The organism is Actinopolymorpha sp. B11F2 (assembly GCF_040195635.1).
GTDB lineage: Bacteria > Actinomycetota > Actinomycetes > Propionibacteriales > Actinopolymorphaceae > Thermasporomyces.
On sequence record NZ_JBEFTX010000011.1, the window covers coordinates 180,246 to 200,333 of the forward strand.

At 70.1% G+C, this 20,088-nt stretch carries 18 protein-coding genes and 1 pseudogene; 9 read left to right on the plus strand and 10 right to left on the minus strand.

What is annotated here, in order from left to right; translation table 11 throughout:
* Positions 1-211 precede the first annotated feature (211 nt).
* The gene (locus ABN034_RS20560) at positions 212-706 is read right to left on the minus strand and encodes an Asp23/Gls24 family envelope stress response protein (RefSeq protein WP_349692603.1); all 495 of its coding nucleotides are present in this window, start codon (positions 704-706) and stop codon (positions 212-214) included.
* Positions 707-1,314: 608 nt separating this feature from the next.
* Positions 1,315-2,508, minus strand: a complete 1,194-nt coding sequence (locus ABN034_RS20565) for a DUF8462 domain-containing protein (RefSeq protein WP_349692604.1) — start codon at positions 2,506-2,508, stop codon at positions 1,315-1,317.
* A 250-nt stretch (positions 2,509-2,758) separates the two neighbouring features.
* Here ABN034_RS20565 and ABN034_RS20570 point away from each other — a divergent pair, with 250 nt between their 5' ends.
* The 3 genes from ABN034_RS20570 to ABN034_RS20580 all read left to right on the plus strand — a co-directional run bounded on the left by ABN034_RS20570 (position 2,759) and on the right by ABN034_RS20580 (position 5,089).
* Positions 2,759-3,847 carry a YbaB/EbfC family nucleoid-associated protein gene (locus tag ABN034_RS20570; protein ID WP_349692605.1) on the plus strand — a complete coding sequence of 363 codons (1,089 nt, stop codon included), beginning with the start codon at positions 2,759-2,761 and terminating at the stop codon, positions 3,845-3,847.
* A gap of 122 nt (positions 3,848-3,969) precedes the next feature.
* Positions 3,970-4,302 (plus strand): hypothetical protein, encoded by a 333-nt coding sequence (locus tag ABN034_RS20575; RefSeq protein WP_349692606.1) that lies wholly within the window; start codon positions 3,970-3,972, stop codon positions 4,300-4,302.
* 10 nt (positions 4,303-4,312) lie between these two features.
* Entirely contained in the window at positions 4,313-5,089 is a 777-nt protein-coding gene (locus tag ABN034_RS20580) for a hypothetical protein (RefSeq protein ID WP_349692607.1), read from the plus strand.
* 36 nt (positions 5,090-5,125) lie between these two features.
* On the opposite strand, the pseudogene ABN034_RS20585 reads toward ABN034_RS20580, so the two are convergent.
* From ABN034_RS20585 to ABN034_RS20600, 4 genes and pseudogenes are all read right to left on the minus strand, one after another.
* Positions 5,126-5,209 (minus strand): annotated as a pseudogene (locus tag ABN034_RS20585) (ThuA domain-containing protein); the annotation flags it as partial.
* Positions 5,210-5,334: 125 nt separating this feature from the next.
* On the minus strand, positions 5,335-6,822 hold the full coding sequence (locus ABN034_RS20590; protein WP_349692608.1) for an O-antigen ligase family protein: 1,488 nt from the start codon (positions 6,820-6,822) through the stop codon (positions 5,335-5,337).
* A complete protein-coding gene (locus ABN034_RS20595) occupies positions 6,819-7,892 on the minus strand; it encodes a PT domain-containing protein (protein ID WP_349692609.1) in 1,074 nt (357 codons plus the stop codon). The genes ABN034_RS20590 and ABN034_RS20595 overlap by 4 nt, the downstream gene beginning before the upstream one ends.
* Positions 7,886-9,193, minus strand: a complete 1,308-nt coding sequence (locus ABN034_RS20600) for a glycosyltransferase (RefSeq protein ID WP_349692682.1) — start codon at positions 9,191-9,193, stop codon at positions 7,886-7,888. Before ABN034_RS20600 ends, ABN034_RS20595 begins: the two co-directional genes overlap by 7 nt.
* Before the next feature lie 126 nt (positions 9,194-9,319).
* On the opposite strand from ABN034_RS20600, the gene ABN034_RS20605 reads away from it, so the two are divergent.
* From ABN034_RS20605 to ABN034_RS20625, 5 genes are all read left to right on the plus strand, one after another.
* Complete coding sequence (locus ABN034_RS20605; protein WP_349692610.1) at positions 9,320-11,026, plus strand: lipopolysaccharide biosynthesis protein; 1,707 nt, start codon at positions 9,320-9,322, stop codon at positions 11,024-11,026.
* Positions 11,027-11,266: 240 nt separating this feature from the next.
* The gene (locus ABN034_RS20610; protein ID WP_349692611.1) at positions 11,267-12,073 is read left to right on the plus strand and encodes a WecB/TagA/CpsF family glycosyltransferase; all 807 of its coding nucleotides are present in this window, start codon (positions 11,267-11,269) and stop codon (positions 12,071-12,073) included.
* 318 nt (positions 12,074-12,391) lie between these two features.
* Complete coding sequence (locus tag ABN034_RS20615; RefSeq protein WP_349692612.1) at positions 12,392-12,976, plus strand: hypothetical protein; 585 nt, start codon at positions 12,392-12,394, stop codon at positions 12,974-12,976.
* Entirely contained in the window at positions 12,976-14,553 is a 1,578-nt protein-coding gene (locus ABN034_RS20620; RefSeq protein WP_349692613.1) for a M23 family metallopeptidase, read from the plus strand. Before ABN034_RS20615 ends, ABN034_RS20620 begins: the two co-directional genes overlap by 1 nt.
* A 280-nt stretch (positions 14,554-14,833) precedes the next feature.
* A complete protein-coding gene (locus tag ABN034_RS20625; RefSeq protein ID WP_349692614.1) occupies positions 14,834-15,409 on the plus strand; it encodes a hypothetical protein in 576 nt (191 codons plus the stop codon).
* 1,406 nt (positions 15,410-16,815) lie between these two features.
* Here ABN034_RS20625 and ABN034_RS20630 read toward each other — a convergent pair.
* Positions 16,816-17,073 carry a hypothetical protein gene (locus tag ABN034_RS20630; protein WP_349692615.1) on the minus strand — a complete coding sequence of 86 codons (258 nt, stop codon included), beginning with the start codon at positions 17,071-17,073 and terminating at the stop codon, positions 16,816-16,818.
* A 367-nt stretch (positions 17,074-17,440) separates the two neighbouring features.
* Between ABN034_RS20630 and ABN034_RS20635 the strand changes: the two genes are divergently transcribed.
* Positions 17,441-18,277, plus strand: coding sequence for a MinD/ParA family ATP-binding protein (locus tag ABN034_RS20635; RefSeq protein ID WP_349692616.1), 837 nt, complete (start codon positions 17,441-17,443; stop codon positions 18,275-18,277).
* Between the two features lie 59 nt (positions 18,278-18,336).
* Here ABN034_RS20635 and ABN034_RS20640 read toward each other — a convergent pair whose 3' ends face one another.
* The 3 genes from ABN034_RS20640 to ABN034_RS20650 form a co-directional block, all read right to left on the minus strand.
* Positions 18,337-18,543 carry a hypothetical protein gene (locus tag ABN034_RS20640; RefSeq protein ID WP_349692617.1) on the minus strand — a complete coding sequence of 69 codons (207 nt, stop codon included), beginning with the start codon at positions 18,541-18,543 and terminating at the stop codon, positions 18,337-18,339.
* 35 nt (positions 18,544-18,578) lie between these two features.
* Positions 18,579-19,418: a hypothetical protein gene (locus ABN034_RS20645; protein WP_349692618.1), complete on the minus strand. Its 840-nt coding sequence runs from the start codon at positions 19,416-19,418 to the stop codon at positions 18,579-18,581.
* 159 nt (positions 19,419-19,577) lie between these two features.
* Positions 19,578-19,763, minus strand: coding sequence for a hypothetical protein (locus tag ABN034_RS20650; RefSeq protein WP_349692619.1), 186 nt, complete (start codon positions 19,761-19,763; stop codon positions 19,578-19,580).
* Positions 19,764-20,088 lie beyond the last annotated feature (325 nt).

Here is a 20,088-nt window from a genome sequence, read left to right on the forward strand (position 1 = left end):
ACGCATGGGATGGAGCCCCTCACGCCTGCACCCATGGGATGGGGCCCCTCACGCCAGCCACCCATGGGATGGGGCACCTCACGCCAGCCACCCATGGGATGGGGCACCTCACGCCAGCCACCCATGGGAATGGGGAAACCGCTCATCCAACAAAAGCTGTGTGGGTGTGGCGGCAAGAAGCGAAGGGGGTCAGCCCCTGGCGAGACGCGCCCTAGGAAGGCGAGGGAGAGGACGTCGCCGAGGACGCGGCGGCATCGGCCGCCGCCTGTGCGGCCTGCCGCCCTGCCTTGCGTACGACCGGCATGGCCCAGGCGGAGGCGCCCGCGATCAGCAGCGCACCGATGCCCATGAACACGTACCCGACCGCGATCGGGCCGGGGTCGGAGTTCGCATGGAGCGCGAGCGCGACCACGACCGCCGCGAAGCCGAGGGCGGTGACCACCCACCACGCCGGGCTGAACGACGCCGACGGCGCTTCGGTCGTACGCCGTGACCGGAGCAGCCACGCCACCATCAGCCCGATCACGACGAGGGCACCGATGCCGGCGAGCAGGAACAGGACGAGGTTGATGCTGTCGCTCTGTGTGGCCGCATCCCGTGTCACCTCAGCTGGATCGTCCGCCAGCTGGGCAAAGACTCCCCGCCTCGGCGCGAGCGCGAAGATGCCGTAGACCGCCGCGAGCACCGCCTCGACGGGAAGCGCCACGATGAGGATGCGCCACAGCGCCCAGGGATAGCGCGACGCGGGTCGGGGCGGTTCGGCCGGCGCCGCCGATGGCTGCTGATCCGGGCCAGGCCGCGGCGTCGTCCATCGCTGTGAGGCGGCGTGCTGGGGTGGCGTCTGCCAGGGGGCGGCGTCGTCTGATTCCGACCAGGGCGGTGACTCGTTCGGTTGGGCGGGAGGCCGGGTCCAGGACGGTCCGACAGAACGGGGCTGCTCCCGGGGCTGCGGTTCGTTCGGCTGGCCACCACCGCTCTGGGGATGGCCGCGCGATTCGCCACCGGCTTGCGCCGACGCGGGCGGCACCCACGCACCCTGCCCGCCCTGCGCCGCGCCCGCTTGCCCTGGCATCCCTGCCTGCCCCCAGTTTCCGGGCTGCCCACCGGTCTGCTGGTGAGGCGTCAACGTCATGCCGCAGCGAGAACAGGTGCGGGGGCCGTCCGAGTTGTCAGAGCCACAACGTGGACAGCGCATGTACCTGGGCCTCGCCATCGGTGCGAATGATCGGGGACGTGCGCGAGCCTACCTGGCGTCCGCAGGCACCCATGGCGGGATCGCCGAACGACGGACAGTCGAGGCGTACGACAAAAGGGCTACGCGTGTTGCGAACGCAGGAAGGCGCCGAAGTGAGGGACGGTGAAGGCGACCGTTCCGCGTTCGGCGGCGTAGACGAGGCCCTTCTTGATCAGGGAGTCCCGCGCGGGCGACAGGCTCTGCGGCTTGCGGCCGAGCATGCTGGCGACGTCGCCGGTCGGCACCGGATGGTCCGCGACCTCGGCGCCCAGCTCGGCCATCGCCCGCATGTACTCCCGCTCGGCGGGTGTCGCACGTTCGTACCGGGATCCGAAGAACCCGACCGCCAGCTCCGCCTCCGCCTCCGGTGCGGCGACCTTCACGTCGTCGATGCTGATCGGGCTTCTCGGCGCGACATCCCAGGTGGCCTTGCCGAACGCCTGGACGAAGTACGGATAGCCGTCGGTGACGTCGTGTAGGGCGTTGAGCGCCTCCGGTTCGTACTCCACGTCCTCCGTCGCCGCCGGAACGGTCAACGCGCGGTCAGCCGCGGTCCGCTCGAGCCGGTCGACCGAGACGTAGCGGAAGAGGCGTTCGGCGTAGGACTTACTCGCCGACAGCGCTGCCGGGAGGTGCGGCAGGCCGGCACCCACGACGATGAACGACGCCGCGCGTTGACTGATCTCGTGGCAGGCACCACACAAGGCCGCCAGTTCGTCCGGCGCGATGTCCTGCATCTCGTCGATGAAGACGGCGGCACCCACGCCGAGGTCACGGGCGAGTTCGCCGGCAGCGGTGAAGAGTTCGGTCAGGTCGAGTTCGAGATCGCCGGAGTCGGCGCGGCCACGGAGGGCTGGCACCTCATAGGGCGGTCGCCACCGCACCCCCTTGCGGTCCTTCGCCGTCGTCTCGAGCGCGAACGCCTTGAGGACGCCGAGGAACTCGTCGACGCGTTCGGGGTCGCGGTGCCGGGGCGCGAGCTCGCGGCTGGCGGCGTGGAGTGCCTGCGCGATCGGCAACCGGATGGACCGGTCGGGGCGGGCCTCGACCTTGCCGGTGCCCCAGGCGCGGGACAGCGCGAGGGAACGCAGTGCGTTGAGGAGCACCGTCTTGCCGACGCCGCGCAGGCCCGAGAGCACCATGCTGCGTTCGGGACGGCCGGCGGCGACGCGTTCGAGGACGACCTCGAACTGGCGTACCTCCCGGTCGCGGCCGGCAAGCTCCGGCGGGCGCTGGCCCGCACCCGGCGCATAGGGGTTTCGTACGGGATCCACGATCGGACTGTATGTCCACATCTAGCAAAACCCGTAGATTTCCTTAGATGCGGCTAGCGCGTGTCGCGGTCGCGTTTCCCGGATGGGACGGGCTGCCCGGCGTGCTCGCCGGTCACCGAACGGGGCCGCGCGCCACCGGACGAGAATGTCAAAGACGTATCGGTGGACGGACGATCTTGACACCGGACCCGCCTGGCCAGGTATTTTGCTCGCCGTTGCCACGGGCAGGGCCGTGATCGGGGGACACGTCATGGGTGCGGACCGGAGCGACCGTGGCGCTGCCGGGTCGCAGCCGTCGGCTCCGGCCGTCACGGCGTTCGGTGAGCAGCTCCGTGCCCTCGAAACCCACCTTGCCGCGCGGGTGTTCGCCGCGGAGGGTGGCCGGGGCGCCGTCCGCGTCGCAGTCGACGGCCACGCCCGGATCCACGCCATCACGCTCGACCCGGACTGGACCCGGGCGATCCAGGCGCGGGCACTCGACACCGAGGTCGCGCGGCTCTACCGGAGCGCGAGCCGGGACGCCGTCGCCGCTGCCGAGTCCCTGTACACCCCTCGAGCGGGTTCACTAAACCCACCTGCGCAGTCGACTGCCGCCGGGGCCGAGGTGGCGGTCGCTCCTGGCGCACCCGATGCAGGTCCGAGCGATGCGGCCACGAGGGATGCGAGGGATGCGAGTGCGAGGGATGCGAGTGCGGCGGCCGATGCCGGCCTCATCGATCTCGGCGAGGATCCTTACGGCGAAGAGCCAGATCTGCCCGACCTCGGCATGGACCTCACCGACCAGGACTTCCTCGACCTGGCGACCGCTGGCCTGGGGTACGCCGACCGGTACCTCGTTGACCCGACCGACGAGGCCCCGTACGACACCGGATCGCACGGCGCCGGATCGCACGACGCCAACCCGGGAGACGCCGACCTGCACGACGCCGGCATGCACGCCGCCGCCATGGGTGGACTACCCGCTGCTTCCGAGATCGGCAGGCTCGTCGACTTTCCGTGGGTCGCCGAGGCGGTGCCCGCGTTGCGGCACGTAATGGCGAAGCTCGCGGCCGAGACCGTCCGCACCGGTGACGTCCGTACCGGCGTCGCCGTCGAGTTCACCTGCGAGGGGGAGCTGATCGACATCGAGGTGCGCTCACGCCATGCCACTGAGACCGCCGAAGGGCAGCTCGCCCAGGAGCTCGTCGCGGCGCTCCGTGAGGGCGAGGAGGCCGCGGCCCGGCGGCGCGGCGAACTCGCCGCGGAAATCACCGGGGACCGGCCGATCGAGGAGGTGGCGCAGGAACAGCTCGCGCAGTTGCGGCACCGCATGGACGAACTCCGCAAGCGGCTGCCCTAGGTGGCCAATTCCAAGGGGCGCCGTGAAGCGAGCGGCTTGTCCGCGCCCGGCTCCTGTGGATGACTCGCCCGCGGCAATCGTCGAATCGCCTAACCTACGTCGGAAAGCTCGGAGGTGAACCGGTGGCCAAGACCTCGGTCGACCTGGCCGCGTTCAAGCGTGCCGCGTCGACGTTTGCCGACGTTGGCGGCACGGTGGGACGCTTCGCCGTGTCCCTGGACGAGGCACCGCTGCACCTTCCCGTCGAGGCGTGGGGACACCCCGAGAATGGCGAGGACGACCTCGCCCACGCCTATGACGCGCTTCGGCGTTCGGCGTCGGACCTGCTGCGCGACGGTGGCGTCGTACTCGATGACATCGGGGCGACGATTCATGTCGCGGCCCGGCGCTGGCAGGACCAGGAAGACCAGGCAAGCGAGGAACTGCACACCATCGGCCGCCAGCTCGACGATTAGGGGAGGGGCGTTGAGCGAGCAAGGCGCGATGCCGGCAGCCGGCCGCGGGCGTGGCGAGGCGATCGACCCGCACGGCGACCCCGTGCGATTCATGGCGTGGATGGTCGACCGGCACCTCGAGCTGCTGCCACATCCCGTCCAGGCCGCGTGGCCGAAGACCCGGGACATGGTGGTAACGCCTGGGGACGCTCGGCTCCTGCGCGCGGCGGCACAGGACTGGGACGGTGGTTCCGGAACCTCCGATGCCCCTTCGTACGAAGGAGCCGCGAGCGCATCGCTCGGCGCCCGGGTGACGACAGGCCGGACGGAGATCGCGGGAGCGGTGACGAGGCTTCTCGACTCCTGGGAGGGTCCAGCCGCCGACGCGCTGCAGACCTATCACCAGGACGTGTTGGGCACCTGTTTCGAGTCCCTACGGGAGACCTGCCACCAGATCGCCGGCCACCTGCGTACGTCGGCGGACGCCATCGAGTCGTTCAGGACCGGCCTCCGGCAGGCGGCTGTCTCGGCGGTGGCCGCGATCCTCGCGGCGACGGTGTCCGCTGGCCCGGGTCAGGTCTCCCGTGCTGCCTTGCTGGGAACGGCGCCGACGCGGTCCGTTCTCACCGCGGTACGGACGTTCGCCGAGTTCGCGATGGAGGCGGCTGGGGCGTACATCGAGTTCCGGCGGGACTCCCGGGCCAGCTTGCGACGCCTGCACACGCGCCTGCTGACCTTCGATGGTGCGGCAGGTGTGGTCGACGGCACCTGGCCACGCCCCGGTGGCCGACTGGCCGCACCACGCTGAGCATGCCCGCGGCGGTTGAATGACCACGCTGAGCATGACGGGGTACTCCTGGTCGCCAGGACTGAAGTAGAACACTCGCCCGTGTCCCCGGCGATAGGCACAGCCGCTACGGAAGACCTCCCGGGGGCGAGCTTCGGTGGGTTCGGCGAGCTGCGGGGATGAGTCGTATCCGGCCCTCGTCCCGCGGGTAGCACCTGCAGGCTCTCGCGCGATCTACGTTTGTCTAGCGTAGACAGTAGATTTGTTTAGATCCGCCTAGGTTCAAGGTTTCCCGCCGTCTTGGCGAGGTCACGCGAAGCGAGCGAACCAGCACCCGCCACGTCCTCGTCTGCCGTCCGGTCGAGCCAGGGCAGAGCGCAACCGCCGAGCAGCATCACCAGCGCGCTCGCCGTCAGCGTCACCGTGAACAGGTTGTTCGCCATCCCCTGCAACAGGAAGGCCAGCATCGCCACGCCGATGGCCAACGGTTCGGTGCGGAGGGAGTTGGCCGACCGGCTCATCGCCCGCGCCCGCCGGATGACCGCAACCGCGACCGCGACGAGGGCGAGGTTGAGCACCAGCGCCCCGAGGAGTCCGAGGACTCCGTTCTCGGCGGCGGCGAGCAGCACCGTGTTGTGGGCGTTGTTGCCTGCCACGCCGTACGGTGTCGCACGGTAGAGCTCTGGTGCCGCCGCCGTGAACCGAGCCTGCTCGCCTGGGCCGACACCGGCGATCGGATAGTCCAGGAACACCCGGACGGCCGAGGTGTACAACGCCAGCCGATCCGTTCGGTCGTGGATGATCCGGTCGAACGCCGGTGTCAGGAAGAGCAGTGCGACGAGGACCACCGTACCGACCGCCAGCCACCGTAGCCGCCCACGAAGAGCGACCAGGACCGCGCAGGCGAGGAGTGTCACCGCGAGCGAGCTGCGGGTGTAGGTGAGCACGAGCGCCCAGGTCTGGACAACGACAGCGAGCGCCCACCCCAGCTGCCCCCAGCCCCCGGCCCCGGTCTGGACCGTCGTGGCAGTGCGACCAAGCAACCGGCCGAGCAGGGACCGGACGTACGTATGCCACCGCGTCGCGGCGTCCAGCGCGATCCCGAGCGTGACCGGGATAGAGAGGACCAGCAGGGCGCCGAGGAAGTTCGGGGAGAGGCCGAGGGTGCCGGTGACCCGGCCCGGGATCTCCCCGACCAGACTGGTGTTCCCCTGCGCCGCCTGCAGACCGAATCCGCCCGGCAGTCCGATCGCGTACGCCAGCACACTGAACGCCGCCTCGAACGTTCCAACCGCGGCGAGGCCGCGGGCCACCACGGTCCGGGTCCGCTCCCGCGGCAGCTGCGCCACGATGACCACGACCATCACGACGTACAGCAGCAGTCGGATCGGGCCGCGCAGCAGCAACGCGGCCGTGTCAGGGAGCCCGTCCGCATTGACGAACGCGGAGATCGTCGCGCCCGCGACGAGCAGTCCGGCGCCGATGGCGAGCGGCCAGACGTACGGAAGCCGCCCTGCCGCCGACCCGCCTCCGGCGCGGGAGCGCAGGGCGTACGGCAGCAGCATGCCGAGGCCCAGCACGAACAGGGCGTCGTCGGCGCCGACTCCGAGAACGATGGTCTGGTGCGGTGGTACGACCGTGAAGGTGGCGATGAGCAGGCCGGGCGCCGGTGGCCAGGAACGCAGCCAGGGAACCCGCCACCACACGACGAGCGCGACGGCCACCGCGGCGACGCCGAAACCCACCGAGGTCACTGCTCGCCTCCGCTGTGTTCCAGGTGCCCCGGCACGTCCGTCTCCAGGTCCGGGTGATCGGAACGCCGATCGGACGGCTGGTCAGAGGGCTGGTCGGAACGCCGATCGGACGGCTGGTCAGAGGGCTGGTCGGAGCGCAGGCCAGAAGGCCGATCGGACGGCTGGTCAGAGGGCTGGTCGGACGGCTGGTCGGAGCGCTGGCCAGAAGGCTGGTCGGAAGGTCGGTCAGAGCGCTGGTCGGCATCGAGGACGTTCTCACGGACGATGTGTTCGACCCGGATGTCAGCCGCACCGGGTTCGATGCGTACCGCGTGAACGGCGCCGACGACCATCAAGTCCTTGATGCGCACGTGGCGGGACTCCCCCGACAGGCAGAGCGCGTCGCCGTCCTTCACGATCACGGGGTACCGGTTCGGGTCGGCCCGACTGGTGCGGGCATAGACCTCCCCACCCTCCCACCACGCCGCTTCGTCGACCGATGCCGGCGGCCTGCGCGGATAACCGGTGAGGGCGATGCCGCCGATCTTGACGAACCCGACGTCGGGGTCACCCGTCAGCCGGATCTTGCGCGGCCACGGCATTGACCAGGTACGTGAGCCGCCCTCGCTTTCGTGGCGACGCTTCCACCCGCCGTGCACCATGTGGTCGGTCGTCAACACCGCCGGCGAGAGGGTGTTGGTGTAGACGTTGCGGCGGATCACGATCGGCCGGTCGGGCTTGCCTGCGAGGGTGACGCAGCGCGTCCCGGTGCCGGTGTAGGTCAACCTGTCGCCGTAGCCGGTCAGCAGGATCTCGGCACCGGGTTCGGCGCGGCGGACCGCTTCCCCGAAAGTCGCGAGCGGCTCCTCCGGCGTCCGCCCGACCGCCGCGTCGTCGCCGATCCGGGCATCGACATAGAACGTGAGCGGCATCCGGGCGCTGGCCGGCGGGAGGAGGGCATCGGCCACCAAACTGGCCGCGAGGACGGCAGCCGTACCGACCGCGCCCACCGCGAGAGCGAGCCGCCGTCCCCGGGTCGGCAGCGGCGTACGCATGGCGGCCCGCGTGCGCGTACGGAGGCCGGTCAGCATGGGCGGACTGACGATCGACGCGCGGTACGACTGAGGCCGCTGTAGTGCTCGATCGTGCGTACGGCGGCGGCGTCGACGTCGTGCCGCCGGGCGAGCGTGTCGCCGGCCTCCCGCAGCGCCGCCCGGCTGGCCGGATCGCGAACGGCGGCGACCGCCTTGACCAGGGTGGTGGCGAGCGCTCCCGGGTCCTCGGGCGGGCAGGTGAACCCGGTGACCCCGGCGGTCACCGACTCGGCGAGACCGCCGACGGCAGCCACGACGGGTACGCACCCGGCGGCCATCGCCTCCAGCGGCGCGAGCCCGAGCGCCTCCTCGCGGGAGGGTACGACCAGCAGGTCGGCCGAGGCCATCTCCGCGATCACGGCGTCGTGCGGCAGCTCACCGGCGAAGGCGACCGGCAGCCCCGCCTGCTGCGCCCGTTGGGTCAGCGCGGGTCGCTCCGGACCGTCGCCGACGACCCGGAGGGCGGGTACGTCGTCACCACGCTTGGTCAGTTCCGCCAGGGCGTCGAGCAGGATGTCGAGGCCCTTGCGGTGGATGAGATTGGCGACGAACAACAGCTCGTGGCGTCTTCGTCCGTCGCTCTGCCGGCCGGCGGCCGCCGCTGCTAACACCGGTGCGGGAGTCGCTGGACCTGCGGCAGGCGTACGAGTCGCGAGTCCTGCGGCGGGCGCGGTGTTCGCCGAGCCTTGCGTAGCCGCCGCGGCGGCCAGGTCGGCGTACCGGATGCCGGGTGACACGCAGACGATCCGCTCTGGGTCCACGCCCAGACGCGCCTCGACCTCGCCGGCGAGATACGTACTGTTGGCGACCACCAGTGCCGCCCGGCGGAACACCGCCCGGCACAGCGCCCGGTCGAGACCCGACCTGCCCGGCAGCCGCAACACGTCACTGCCGTGGGCGAACAACACGAGTGGCACCCCTAGCCGAGCGGCGAGCGGCCAGGCGAACAGACCCGTCGGATACGCGATGTGGGCCTCCACGACGGTCTCCACCACGCCCTCACGCTGCTGTGGCACCTGGGTTCGCCGTGGGCCCCGGGCTCGCCGTCGCTCCACCGCTCGCCGTCGCTCCACCGCTCGCCGTGGGCCGCCCGGTGCTCGCCGTGGGCCCCGCATCCCGCGCAGGACTGCGGTGAGCAGGCTCGCATAGCGGCGTACGGAAGAAGGATGGTCACGCACCGCGACGAGATCGACCTCGTGCCCCAGCCGCCTCAGCGCCTCGACCCGGCTGGCGACGAACGAACCCCAGGCCGGACGCAGTTCGCTCGGCCACAGGTTGGTGACGACGACGACGCGCAGCCGAGTCTCCTACTGAGCTGTTCGGAAGTCTGAACTGTTCGGAATTTCCTGGGTGTCCTGAGTCCGGGGGTGTCGCGGCCGGTTGAGTACCGTGAGCGCGAAACTTCACCCTCTGTGGACGTAACCGTGCCGAACGATACCCTGCCCGGCTCAACCGACACCCCGGGCGACACCGCCGCCAACACCCCGCGCGACACCACAACTGGCGCGGCGACGCTGGCCTCGGCACGGCGCCGGCTGGCCGCCCGGCTGGTCCGCGGCACGCTCTGGTCGATGCTCGGAATCGCCGCGCTGGGTTTCACCCGGCTGGTCTACACCGCCCTCCTCGGTCGTACCGGCGATCCTGCCCGGCTCGCCGAGATCAACGCGCAGGTGTCGCTCGCGTTCTTCGCGACGTTCGCGACAGCCGCCGCGACCGGTGCCGGCGCGGCGAAGTTCCTGCCGCTCGCGACGGCCCGATGGGGTCCGGCCGCGGCGGTGAGCGTACGCCGGAAGCTCAGCCTCTGGACCCTCGCCGGCTCGGGCCTCGTCGTCGGGTTGCTCGGCGTCGCCGGGCGCTGGGTCCTACCCGGCGCCGGGTGGCTCGACGTGGCGACGGCGTGTGCGCTCACGGCGGCCTACTCGGCGTACACGTTCGCCAAGTCGGTTCTCTATGGCCACGACCTGGCGAGGCGGTACGCGGTCCTCGAGGTGGGCGCCGACCTCGCGATCCTCGCCCTCACAGTGGCGGCGGTCGCCTGGGCGCCGCCGCCGTGGCGCGCTCTGCTGGTGCTCCCCCTGGTCATCGGGTACGCCGGGTTCGCGCTGGCCGCGGCCGCCTCCACACCACGCTGGCCAGGCGAGTTGAGCGAAGGGCGGCCCTCGCGCGAACAGCTACGGCAACAACGCCAGTCAGACCAACCACGCGAGCCAGGTCGGCAACCACGGCAGGCCCGACCGCAACGCGAACCGATGCCGCCGCTCGGCACCGAGCTCGGCGGATTCGTCGCGTTCACCGCGCTCGGCATCGCCGCCGGCCAGGGCTTCTTCCAGGTGTCGATGGTCGTGGCGGGCCACACGACCGCAGGCGCCCAAGCCGGTGTCTACGCCGCCGCGATGGCCCTGGTGGGCCCTGCCTTCTTCCTGCCGCGCGCGCTGGCACTCGCGTTCTTCCCCGCGGCCGCGGAAGCCGTCGGCCGCGGCGACGCCGCGGCACTCGCCCGGCACACGGCCACCGTGACCCGGGTACTGGCCGTCAGCATGCTGCCGGCGTTCACGCTCGCCGCCATGCTGGGTGGACCCGCGCTCGGGCTGGTCTTCGGCCCGTCGTACGCCGGCGGCGGCGCCGTCTTCGCGATCCTGGTCCTGGCGGTCCTGCTCTATGTGATCGCCGTACCGTCGGTCAACGTCCTGTCGGCGTACGACCTCTCGCTCGCGCGGATTCCGCCGCTGGCCTCCACGGTCGGGGTGGTCCTGGGCACGTTGACCTGGCTCGTGGTGACGCCCCACCTCGGCGCGGTCGGCATCGCGGTCGGTTACCTCGCCGCCATGGTCGTCCAGGCCGGCACCCCGGTGGTGGTCGCGTTCCGGCGGCTCGGCCTTGTCCGCGTTCGCACGATTGCGCGGTACGCAGCCACCGGCGCAGCCGGGATCGCGCTCGCCGGGGTGGCCGTCGCCGTTCCACGCATCGACGTGACGACAGGATGCGTTGTCGCGTTCGGCGCGGTGTTCGCGGTGCTGCAGGGACGCGAGGTCGCGGGCACGGTGCGCGCGGTCCACCGGCTCGCGGTCACGCCCACTGTCACAAGCAACAACGAAGACTCCGTACCGACACAGACCACGGACACCGCGTAGCGATCGGGCAACGGCTGATGATCCTCGGTCGCCCCCTCGTTACTGCACTGGCATGCTGGACAGGCACCCCTCGTCGGAGCACGCGACGACGTGAAGATGTGCGGCCGAGTCGTCGTGGTCAGGCACCAGGCCGGCGCAGCGACGTTCGAGGTTCGTCATTTGGCTGTATAACCCTGACTGTGTGACGTGACTCTGACCCGGGCGGTCGTTCGCGTGATCCGGGCTTCGCGGGGAGGGAACGTGACGGCACCGCGGAGGGCGGACGCCGACGACGACGGCATCGCGACCGACGCTCCCTCGTCCAGGCGTACCCACATCTGCGGCGTCCCGGTCGACGCACTCACGATGGAGGAGTCGGTCAATGCCGCCTGCGCGCTGATCCGTACCGGACAACCTCACCAGCACGTCGCCATCAACGCCGCGAAGGTGATCGCCGCACGGCACGATCCCCACCTGCGGCAGGTCCTCGAGTCGTGCGCCATCGCCAATGCTGACGGCCAGTCGGTCGTGTGGGCGAGCCGACTTCTCGGTTCCCGGGTGCCGGAACGTGTGACGGGTATCGACTTCATGCTCCGGATGTGGGAGGTCGCCGCAGAGCGCGGATTCCGGGTCTACCTGCTCGGCTCGAAGCCTGAGACCGTACGCAGGACAGCGGACGTCGCCCGGTCCCAGGGCGTGGACATCGTCGGCGCGCGGAACGGCTTCTGGACACCGGAGGGGGAGGCCTCGGTCGTCGCCGAGGTGGCCGCGGCCCGCCCTGACCTGCTCTTCGTCGGCCTGCCCACGCCACGCAAGGAGGAGTTCCTCCACCGGCATCTCGGCGAGCTTCGAGCCGGGCTGGCCGTGGGAGTAGGCGGGTCGTTCGACGTCGTGGCCGGCGTGGTGAGCCGAGCACCGCTGTGGATGCAGAAGTCCGGTCTCGAGTGGCTGCACCGGATGGCGCAGGAGCCGCGTCGGCTGCTGGGACGCTACGTCCTCGGAAACGTCGAGTTCGTCTTCCTGGTCGCTCGCGAGGCGGTGACGTCTCGCCGTCCGCCGACCGAGTAGGTGCGTTGAACGCGCTGCATGCGCGGCACGGCATTCACACTCGCCCGCACGTCGGCAGCGGCCTCCCGCCGCCCGCAGGCGACCTTCGCCTCGGCGTACGTCGAGATGGCGTCTCACCTGGGCGTCATCGTCGCGTTGGGTGCACTGCTGCGGGCTCGTGACCCTCGCGGCCCGCCGGGTTCCGTTCGTACGACGGCTGGTGTGAGGTTTGGCCGCGCTGCGAAGTTGCGGTTACGTCGCGTACGGTATTCGAGACACAGTGGTTGCCGACATGCCCGCGGCGCAGCGCCCCGGGCCTGCCCGTCGGGGGAGCGACCGATGGACAACCGGAGCGTCCGGATCACCGCGGTGACGGTGGCAGTTGCCGCCGTCGTTGCCGTCGTCGCGCTCCTCGTCACCACCTACCGCGATGCGGCCGGCTCGCAGACCTCCGCGACGGAGGAGACGCCACCACCCGCTGGTGGTACGCCGGCACCGGCCGGTCCGGTCAGCCCGGATCCGACGACGAGCCGAGGCACCGGGCACGACGACGACCGGGCGTACGTTCCCGACGCCAAGACCAAGGCGGCGCTCGCGGACGTCACCGAGCGGTTCCTCGCCGAGTGGAAACGTCCCGGCACCCCGACCGAACGCACCAAGCGGATCCGGCCGTACGCCACCGAATGGCTCACCAGCCGCCTCGCCGACGTCGATCCGGCCGAGCTACCAACGTCCCGCGTCGACGAAAGGCCGCGAGTCGTCGCGGCCACGCCCTACTCCGCCGGCACCACCACGACGTTCACCGACGGCCTCGAGGTGCGCTGCAACCTCGTCCTCGACACGACCGGCTGGCGGGTCGCCGAGGTCCTGCCCGACACCGACACGCCGCAACCGACACCGAAGCCTGACGCCGGGGCGGCCTGATGGCGGCGCCGATCCTCGCGGCCGCCAAGGTCGTCGGACAGCGCCTCGCCAAGGCAGCCGCCCGCCGGGCCGGTCGCCGCGCCGTCGACACCGCCGTACGCCGTGGCACCGGCGGACGCGTCCGCCACGCCCCACACCGGCGGGCGCTGTTCATCGCGCTGGGTGTCGCGGTGACCGTGATCCCGCTCATGATGGTGGCGCTCATCGGGTCGATGTCGATGGCGTTGTTCGCGCCACTTGGCTCCGATGGTGCGAGCACCGCGGCCCAGTGCGGTCCGATGGCGATCACGGCCAGCAACTCGGCCGAGACCAACCAGCTCGACGCCGAACAGGCCCGCAACGCCCAGACCATCATCGACATGGGCCGTCGCGCCGACATCCCCGAGTACGGCTGGGTCGTCGCCCTCGCCACGGCTATGCAGGAGTCGACGCTGCACAACATCCCCTACGGTGACCGCGACTCCGTGGGCCTCTTCCAGCAGCGGGCCGGTTGGGGATCGCTGACCGAACGCATGGATCCCGAGATCTCGGTCACGATGTTCTACACCGGCGGGCGGGGTGGCCAGCCTGGGCTCGCCGACATCGGCGACTGGGAGTCGATGACGGTCACCGACGCCGCCCAGGCGGTCCAGCGGTCCGCCTATCCCAATGCGTACGCCGACGACGAACCCCTTGCCCGGGCGATCGTCGCCGAAGCCACCGGATCCACGGGCGAAGCCGAGGACTGTGGCTTCCCGCCCGGCCTGCAGTGCCCGCCGACCCCGTGGCCACAGGTCGAGGAAGGGCTGACGCCTGACGCCGGCTCGGTCCTGCGGTGTACGCACGAGCGATTCCCGGAGATCGAGCAGTACTTCGGCGTCGGCGACCGCCCCGCCGGCGGTGACGGCGACCACTCCGGTGGGCGAGCGGTCGATGCGATGTTGCCGTTCGACGACTATCAGAGCGCCGATGCCAAGGCGTACGGCTGGAAGGTCGCCCGCTGGGTCGTCGCCAACCGTTCGGCCCTCGGCGTGAAGTACATCATCTTCGACAAGAAGATCTGGTCGGTCGCGCGGCAGAGCGAAGGCTGGCGCGACTACCGGCACTACCAGGGCTGCACGAGCGACACCTGCCTGCACTACGACCACGTCCATGTGTCGGTCTACGGCAACGCCGGCCGGCTCCCCGACACCGGCGACTGGGTCACCCCGGTGGCGCCCGGCAGCTACCACCTGACCGCGCGGTTCGGCGACTGCAGCAGCCGCTGGGAGGCGTGCCACACCGGGCTGGACTTCGCCGCCAGCCAGGGAACGCCCGCGCGGGCAGCGGCGGCGGGGACCGTGGTCTTCGCGGGGCGAGCCGGCGCCTACGGCAACATGATCACCGTCGACCACGGCAACGGCGTCATGACCTCGTACGCCCATCTGCGGACCTTCGCGCCGGGCGTCGAGGGAGCGTCGGTGATACCCGGCGAGATGATCGGAGAGGTGGGGACGACCGGCAACTCCACCGGTCCCCACCTGCACTTCGAGGTACGCGTGGCGGGACGTCCCGAGGACCCGGAGCTGTGGCTGTCCGGTCATGGCGTCGAACCGTGAGGCCGGCACGGCTGCGTTTGAGCGCGGTGGGCATGCGTGCCGCAGACACGACCGCATGGCGGGCGGGCACGGGGCACGAGCGCGGCCAGCACGGTGGGCATGCGTGCCGCAGGCACGACAGCATGAGCGGGCGGGCACGGGTCCCGAGCGCGGCCAGCACGGCACGAGCGCGACCGGTTGCACATCCCGGCCGAGCAACTACTGTTCGCGATGAGGTGGTGGCCGCGGTTGCGGTTGCCTCTCGTACGACCGTCAACGGTGTCGGAAGGGGCGAGGCGACGTGACGACGAACCCGGACTCCGGGTCCTCTGCCGTCGGCATGCCCGCTGGTCAGCCTGCTGGTCGGTCAACCGCCAACCCGCCGCCGGGCATCGCCGGACTGCCACCGGAGCGGCCTGCGCCGGCTGACGACAACGACGTACGAACGGTCCCGGACGACGCCACGCAGGACGAACCGGGAGCGGACCTGCCCTGGGACGAAGCGACGGCGTACGGCGTCGAAGGTTTTGACCCAGACGATCCGTGGAACGCGGTGCTCTGTGTCGAGAGCGACCGATCCGTGACGCTGCTGCCCCTGACGCCGAGGAGCCTCGACCATCTCGTGGGAAGCCTCGGGGAGGTACGTGAGGCGCAGCGGCTCGCGCTGGGCATGTCTGCCTCGGGCGACGAGGGTGACGTGGTTCAACAAGCACGGCATGGAGCGTTCCGGCAGGTCGCTCACGCCGCCCAACTTGCCACCGGAAGCGCTCCAGTGTCGCAACTCTGGCAGACGTCGACGAGAGGCCGGTTGATCATCATCGGAGGTGCCGGATTGTTTGTCGCCCTCGGGATCATCGCCTCCCTGTTCGCTCGGTAACGTTCGAAGCCCACGGCCAGGGAGTGAGTTGTGAGTGACCAGGAACCCCACGAGACCGAGCGCTCGGACGATGCCGCGTCGGGCGCGTCCCAGCGGTCCCGTGAGCACGAACGTGGGCCGGAGGGGGAACAGGACCGCAAGCAGCCGGACCGCGAACAGCCCGACCCCGAACAGCCGGACAAGGAGCGGTCAGACCAGCATCGGCCGGACCAGGAGCGGCCGGGCCGTGAACGAGGGCCGGACGGCGAACAGGAGCAGCACCCGGAACGCGAGGCGGACCCGGAACGCGAGGCGGACCCGGAACGCGAGGCGGACCCGGAACGCGAGGCGGACCCGGAACGCGAGGCGGACCCGGAACGCGAGGCGGACCCGGAACGCGAGGCGGACCGGGAACGGGAGAGCGTCGTGACGTCGGTCCGGAGCACGGACGCTTCCGGCGTTGCGAGCACGTCGGCTGCATCAGGAGCCGCGGGTGCCTCGGGACCAACGGGGGTCTCGGGACCGACGGATGCGACGTCGAGGTCGCGGGCGCCGGGAAGGTCCGGAGCCGGCTCGCGCAGCGGCGGTCGCTCCTACGAGGTCCACGTCGGCGTCGGGCGGCCCTATCCACATTCGCAGCTACCCGGAGCGTCCTGGCCAGGCGAGTCCAAGCCCGCGCCGCCGGGCATCTTCGGTACCGGTACCTCCGACGCCTCCGCCCCGCCAGGACGACGTGACGCGCCGTCTCGCCCGGAGGCCGGGTCTGCTGGTTCTGGTCCTGGTGTTGGTGACAGCGAAGCCGATCAGTCCGCGCGTCACGACCCGGTCTCCGTGCCGGGCGACTCTGACACCCCGTACCCCGAGGAGACCCCGCACCCCGAGCCCACCGCACACCCTGAGGGCACCGCGCACCCTGAGGACACCGCGTACCCCCAAGGGGCGCCACGGGCCAGGGAGGACAAGGGGTTCGACTCGGTTACACCGTCGGAGTCAACGCCGGAAGCACCGACCCCCACGACGCCAGACCCGGGAACGTCGGATTCAGCAACGCCCGGCCCGGCCGTTCCCGGATCATCCTCTGCTGGCCCCACGGCCTCCGGGTCCACCGCGCCCGGATCGGCCTCATCAACGGCGGCAGCCCCTGCTGCTCCTACCCCGGCCTCCGGCGCCGCCTCGTCAGGTAGCCCGCAGCACGCTGCCGGGGACCACGCCGCTGAACCGGATGCACCGGAGACAGCACGCCCATCTGCTCCCGCCGAATCCGGAGCGTCGGGTACGACGGGAGAACGGTTCGAGGCTCCGCCGTACTGGACGCCCCGCCCGAGCACCGAGGACGCCGACGCGCCCACCCCCTCGCTGACGAGACGGGGATTCGAGGACTCCTCGACGTACCGCACCGGGGTTGGTGTCGGAAGGCCGTCTCCTCGTCATGCGGGTTCCAGGCCGGGAACCCCGAACCAGCCGAGCTCGACAGGACAGCCAACGTCGGCAGGACAACCGGGCATGCCGCGGCCTCCACGCACGCCGACCGCCTCAACCACACCACCCGCCTCAACCACACCACCCGCCTCAACGACACCACCGGAGCCGAGCACACCGACCTCCTCGGGCACGGCCTCCGGCGCGCCGACCCAGCCGAGCTCACCACCTCGCGCGGGCAGCACTGCACAGCCGTACTCCCACACGCCTCCTGCGCGCGAAACCCCCGCTGCCCAATCCCAGCCTCGGCAACCCGCTCGGCCGGCGCAGCCTCAGCCGCACCCGGAAGCGGGACGCTCGACATCGACGTACGGCCAAGCGTCGCCGCCGGAGCGCCAGCGACCACAGGCTCGCCCGCCAGCCACTGGCATCGAGGCTTCTGGTTCCGGATATGCGGGGGGTTCGGCGTCGGCCGGATCACCGGGTGGATGGCGGCCGGCCGAGTCGGGCCCGCCGGCGAACGACGTCGAGGAGGACTCGTTCGTCGACGAACTCACCACGCAACGGCGCCGCCCGATTCCGCGTCATGGCTGGCAGGGTGCGCTGTACCGGCTCAGCCGGCTCAATGTCGGCATGAGCAAGCGCGACCGTGACGAGTGGGACGTTCGGCAGCGCCTGAACCGCCAGCTTCGGCGTACTCGCGGCTACTGCGGCTACGTCGGCATCGCCTCGGAGAAGGGCGGGGTCGGCAAGACGACGTTGGCGGCACTACTCGCGGCCGAACTCGCCGAAGGCCGTCGGGAGTCTGTCGGTGTGGCTGACCTCAACCCTGACCTCGGGACCCTGCCGGACCGGTTTGGCGTACGCCCCCACCATTCGATTCGTGACCTTCTCGCACATGTCGAGGAAATCCCGTGGCGTTATCACGTCCACGACTTCATGGAGAAGGTGCCCGAGATGAATGTCCGGGTGCTCGCGGCCTCGACGGACCGGAAGATCCGGCACCAGCTCAACGTGTCCGATGTCGAACTGTTGGCCGAGCTCTTCGCACCGTTCTTCTCGTTCGCGATCCTCGACAACGGCACCCACATTACGCACGAAGCGATGCTCGGCACGCTGCGCGTCGCGCACGGCATGGTGCTCGTCACCGACAACACCAAGGATGGCGCCAATCTTGCGCGGAAGACGCTGCAGTTCCTGACCGACAACGGTTACCCGGAGATACGCCGCCGCGTGGTGCTGGCCGTCGTGGCGAAGGAGACGGCTAGTCCGGTCAAGGTCCGCGCGATCGAACGCGCCTTCTCCGATCACGTACGCGAGCTCGTCGTGGTCCCCTACGATCCGGCCCTCGACGGCGGCGGCAAGATCCCGTTCCGCGACCCGAATGCGATCAACAAGCTGTTACGTCCGCAGACCCGTGACGCGGTGCGCCGACTGGCAGCCATCATGATCGACGACTTGGTCTCCTAGCGGTGCCGACGGCATCCGCTCCACCCAGTACGTACGCACCGCGTACGTACTGGCTGTGGTCATAGTGTGCCGAGGATCCGTCGGGTCAGCGTTGTTGCCGCGTCGGCGATCCGGTCGGCGTCGCCGTCGTCCAGCCGGTACGTCACGTCGATGACGTCGATCCCTTGGACCGAATGGATTTCTACCCAGCTTTCGCGGGGGAACATTTCATCGACCGCAAGTAAGCACTGACGGTCGCCAAACCTTCGCTGCTGCATGGGAATCATCAGCTCAAATCCATCGACATCATCCGCTTCTTCGGCTAACGCGTCGCAAACACTGTCGAGCGATTCGAGCGCTTCATTGCGTGCGGTGGAACCGACGGCTTCGCCGGCTTGTAGCGTGTGACGACCACGTCGAGGTGCCCTCGCCCCCTCGCCGTTCCCGTTGCCGACTCACATCCCGACGTGATCGATTGGCTTCCTCGATCGGTGGTGTCGAAGCGCAGGTCGGGGACGAGGCGGCGGAGTGTGTCCGCACCGATCAGCATGCACATATCGGTGGGCAGCGGACGAGCCTGGGGACGCTTCTGCCTCAACGTCGGGTCGTCCGGAGTCCGAAGCTGCGCTGCGATGTCCCGCGTCAGTGCGGCGCCGAGCGTCGCCGCCGACGCTGGTGAGTCACCGGCGAGCGAGAACTGGACCATAATGACATCGGCCTCTTGCAACGCGAAGCGTGTTGTAGAGAAGTCGCCTATCCGTTGCATGCATGCCTGACCATCTCGAGTCCTGCTGTCGGGGTCTTCCTTCAGCGGATCTGCGCCGGACATAAGCCTGCACATACCCGAGGCGTAGAACTCGGCGTCGTCGTCGTCGAAATAGCGGCGGACAGTTACGTCAACGTCGGTCGCATCGAACGCATCGCTCGCCGACCTCCCAGCACAGCCCGCCGACCAGTGGTCATATTCCTTGGTCGGCGGAGAACTGGTGAGCTGCGGCTGAGGTAGGTATTCGCGGAACGTGTCTTCGCCGATGAAGTCGCAGATGTCGGCGAACTCGCTCGGCGGTTTGCGGAGAGCGTCGCGGACTTCGCCCAGGGCGTACGCGCCGATGAACGCGACCGGCACAGCAACCGGCGCACCAAGCAGGATACAGATGAGCACGACCAGCAAGCGTCGCCGGCCCGACATCTGCGACCACTCGCTCCGCCGACGACGTGCCGGTGGAGGTATCGGAAGCGCACCCACGATGTGCCCCGTCCTTCAGTCGTTGGAGGTTTGCCGGCATAGAGGCCGACTGTCCTCCAACAACTCGATACGCCCTTACCGGTTACGGCTGAGCACGGGGTCGTTCTCGAGGACGGTCAGCGGGGTCGACGGGCCCTGTTGCCCCGGAATCGTCTGCGCGATCGTCTGCCATCCGCCGCCAGCGTTCCACTGCACCTGGTAATCGACACCGACCCGGATCTGACGGGTGCCGGTGTTCTCGTACTCGTGCGTGATGTCCATGTGCGGATAAGGACGGCCTGGCTGGTCGGTGACCTCCGTCTGGCCGTCGCCGAAGTGCCAGGCTGCGCGAGCGCGGTCGTCAACCCTCGGTTGCGCCCGCGCGACGGTGCGAGCCAGACGACGACCGCCACCACGAACGCACACAGCCAGAACACCAGCCCCGCTTGCAAAGGCGGCACCAGCGGCGTCTGGTCACCGGCCCACGCAGTCGTCATCGACCTGCATAACGGGTCATGCGCACCGGGATGTGTTCTGCCGAGTTGTTGGAGGCTTGTCGGGGTAGAAGACGACCGACCTCCAACTACTCGTCGCGTCGCGGACGTAG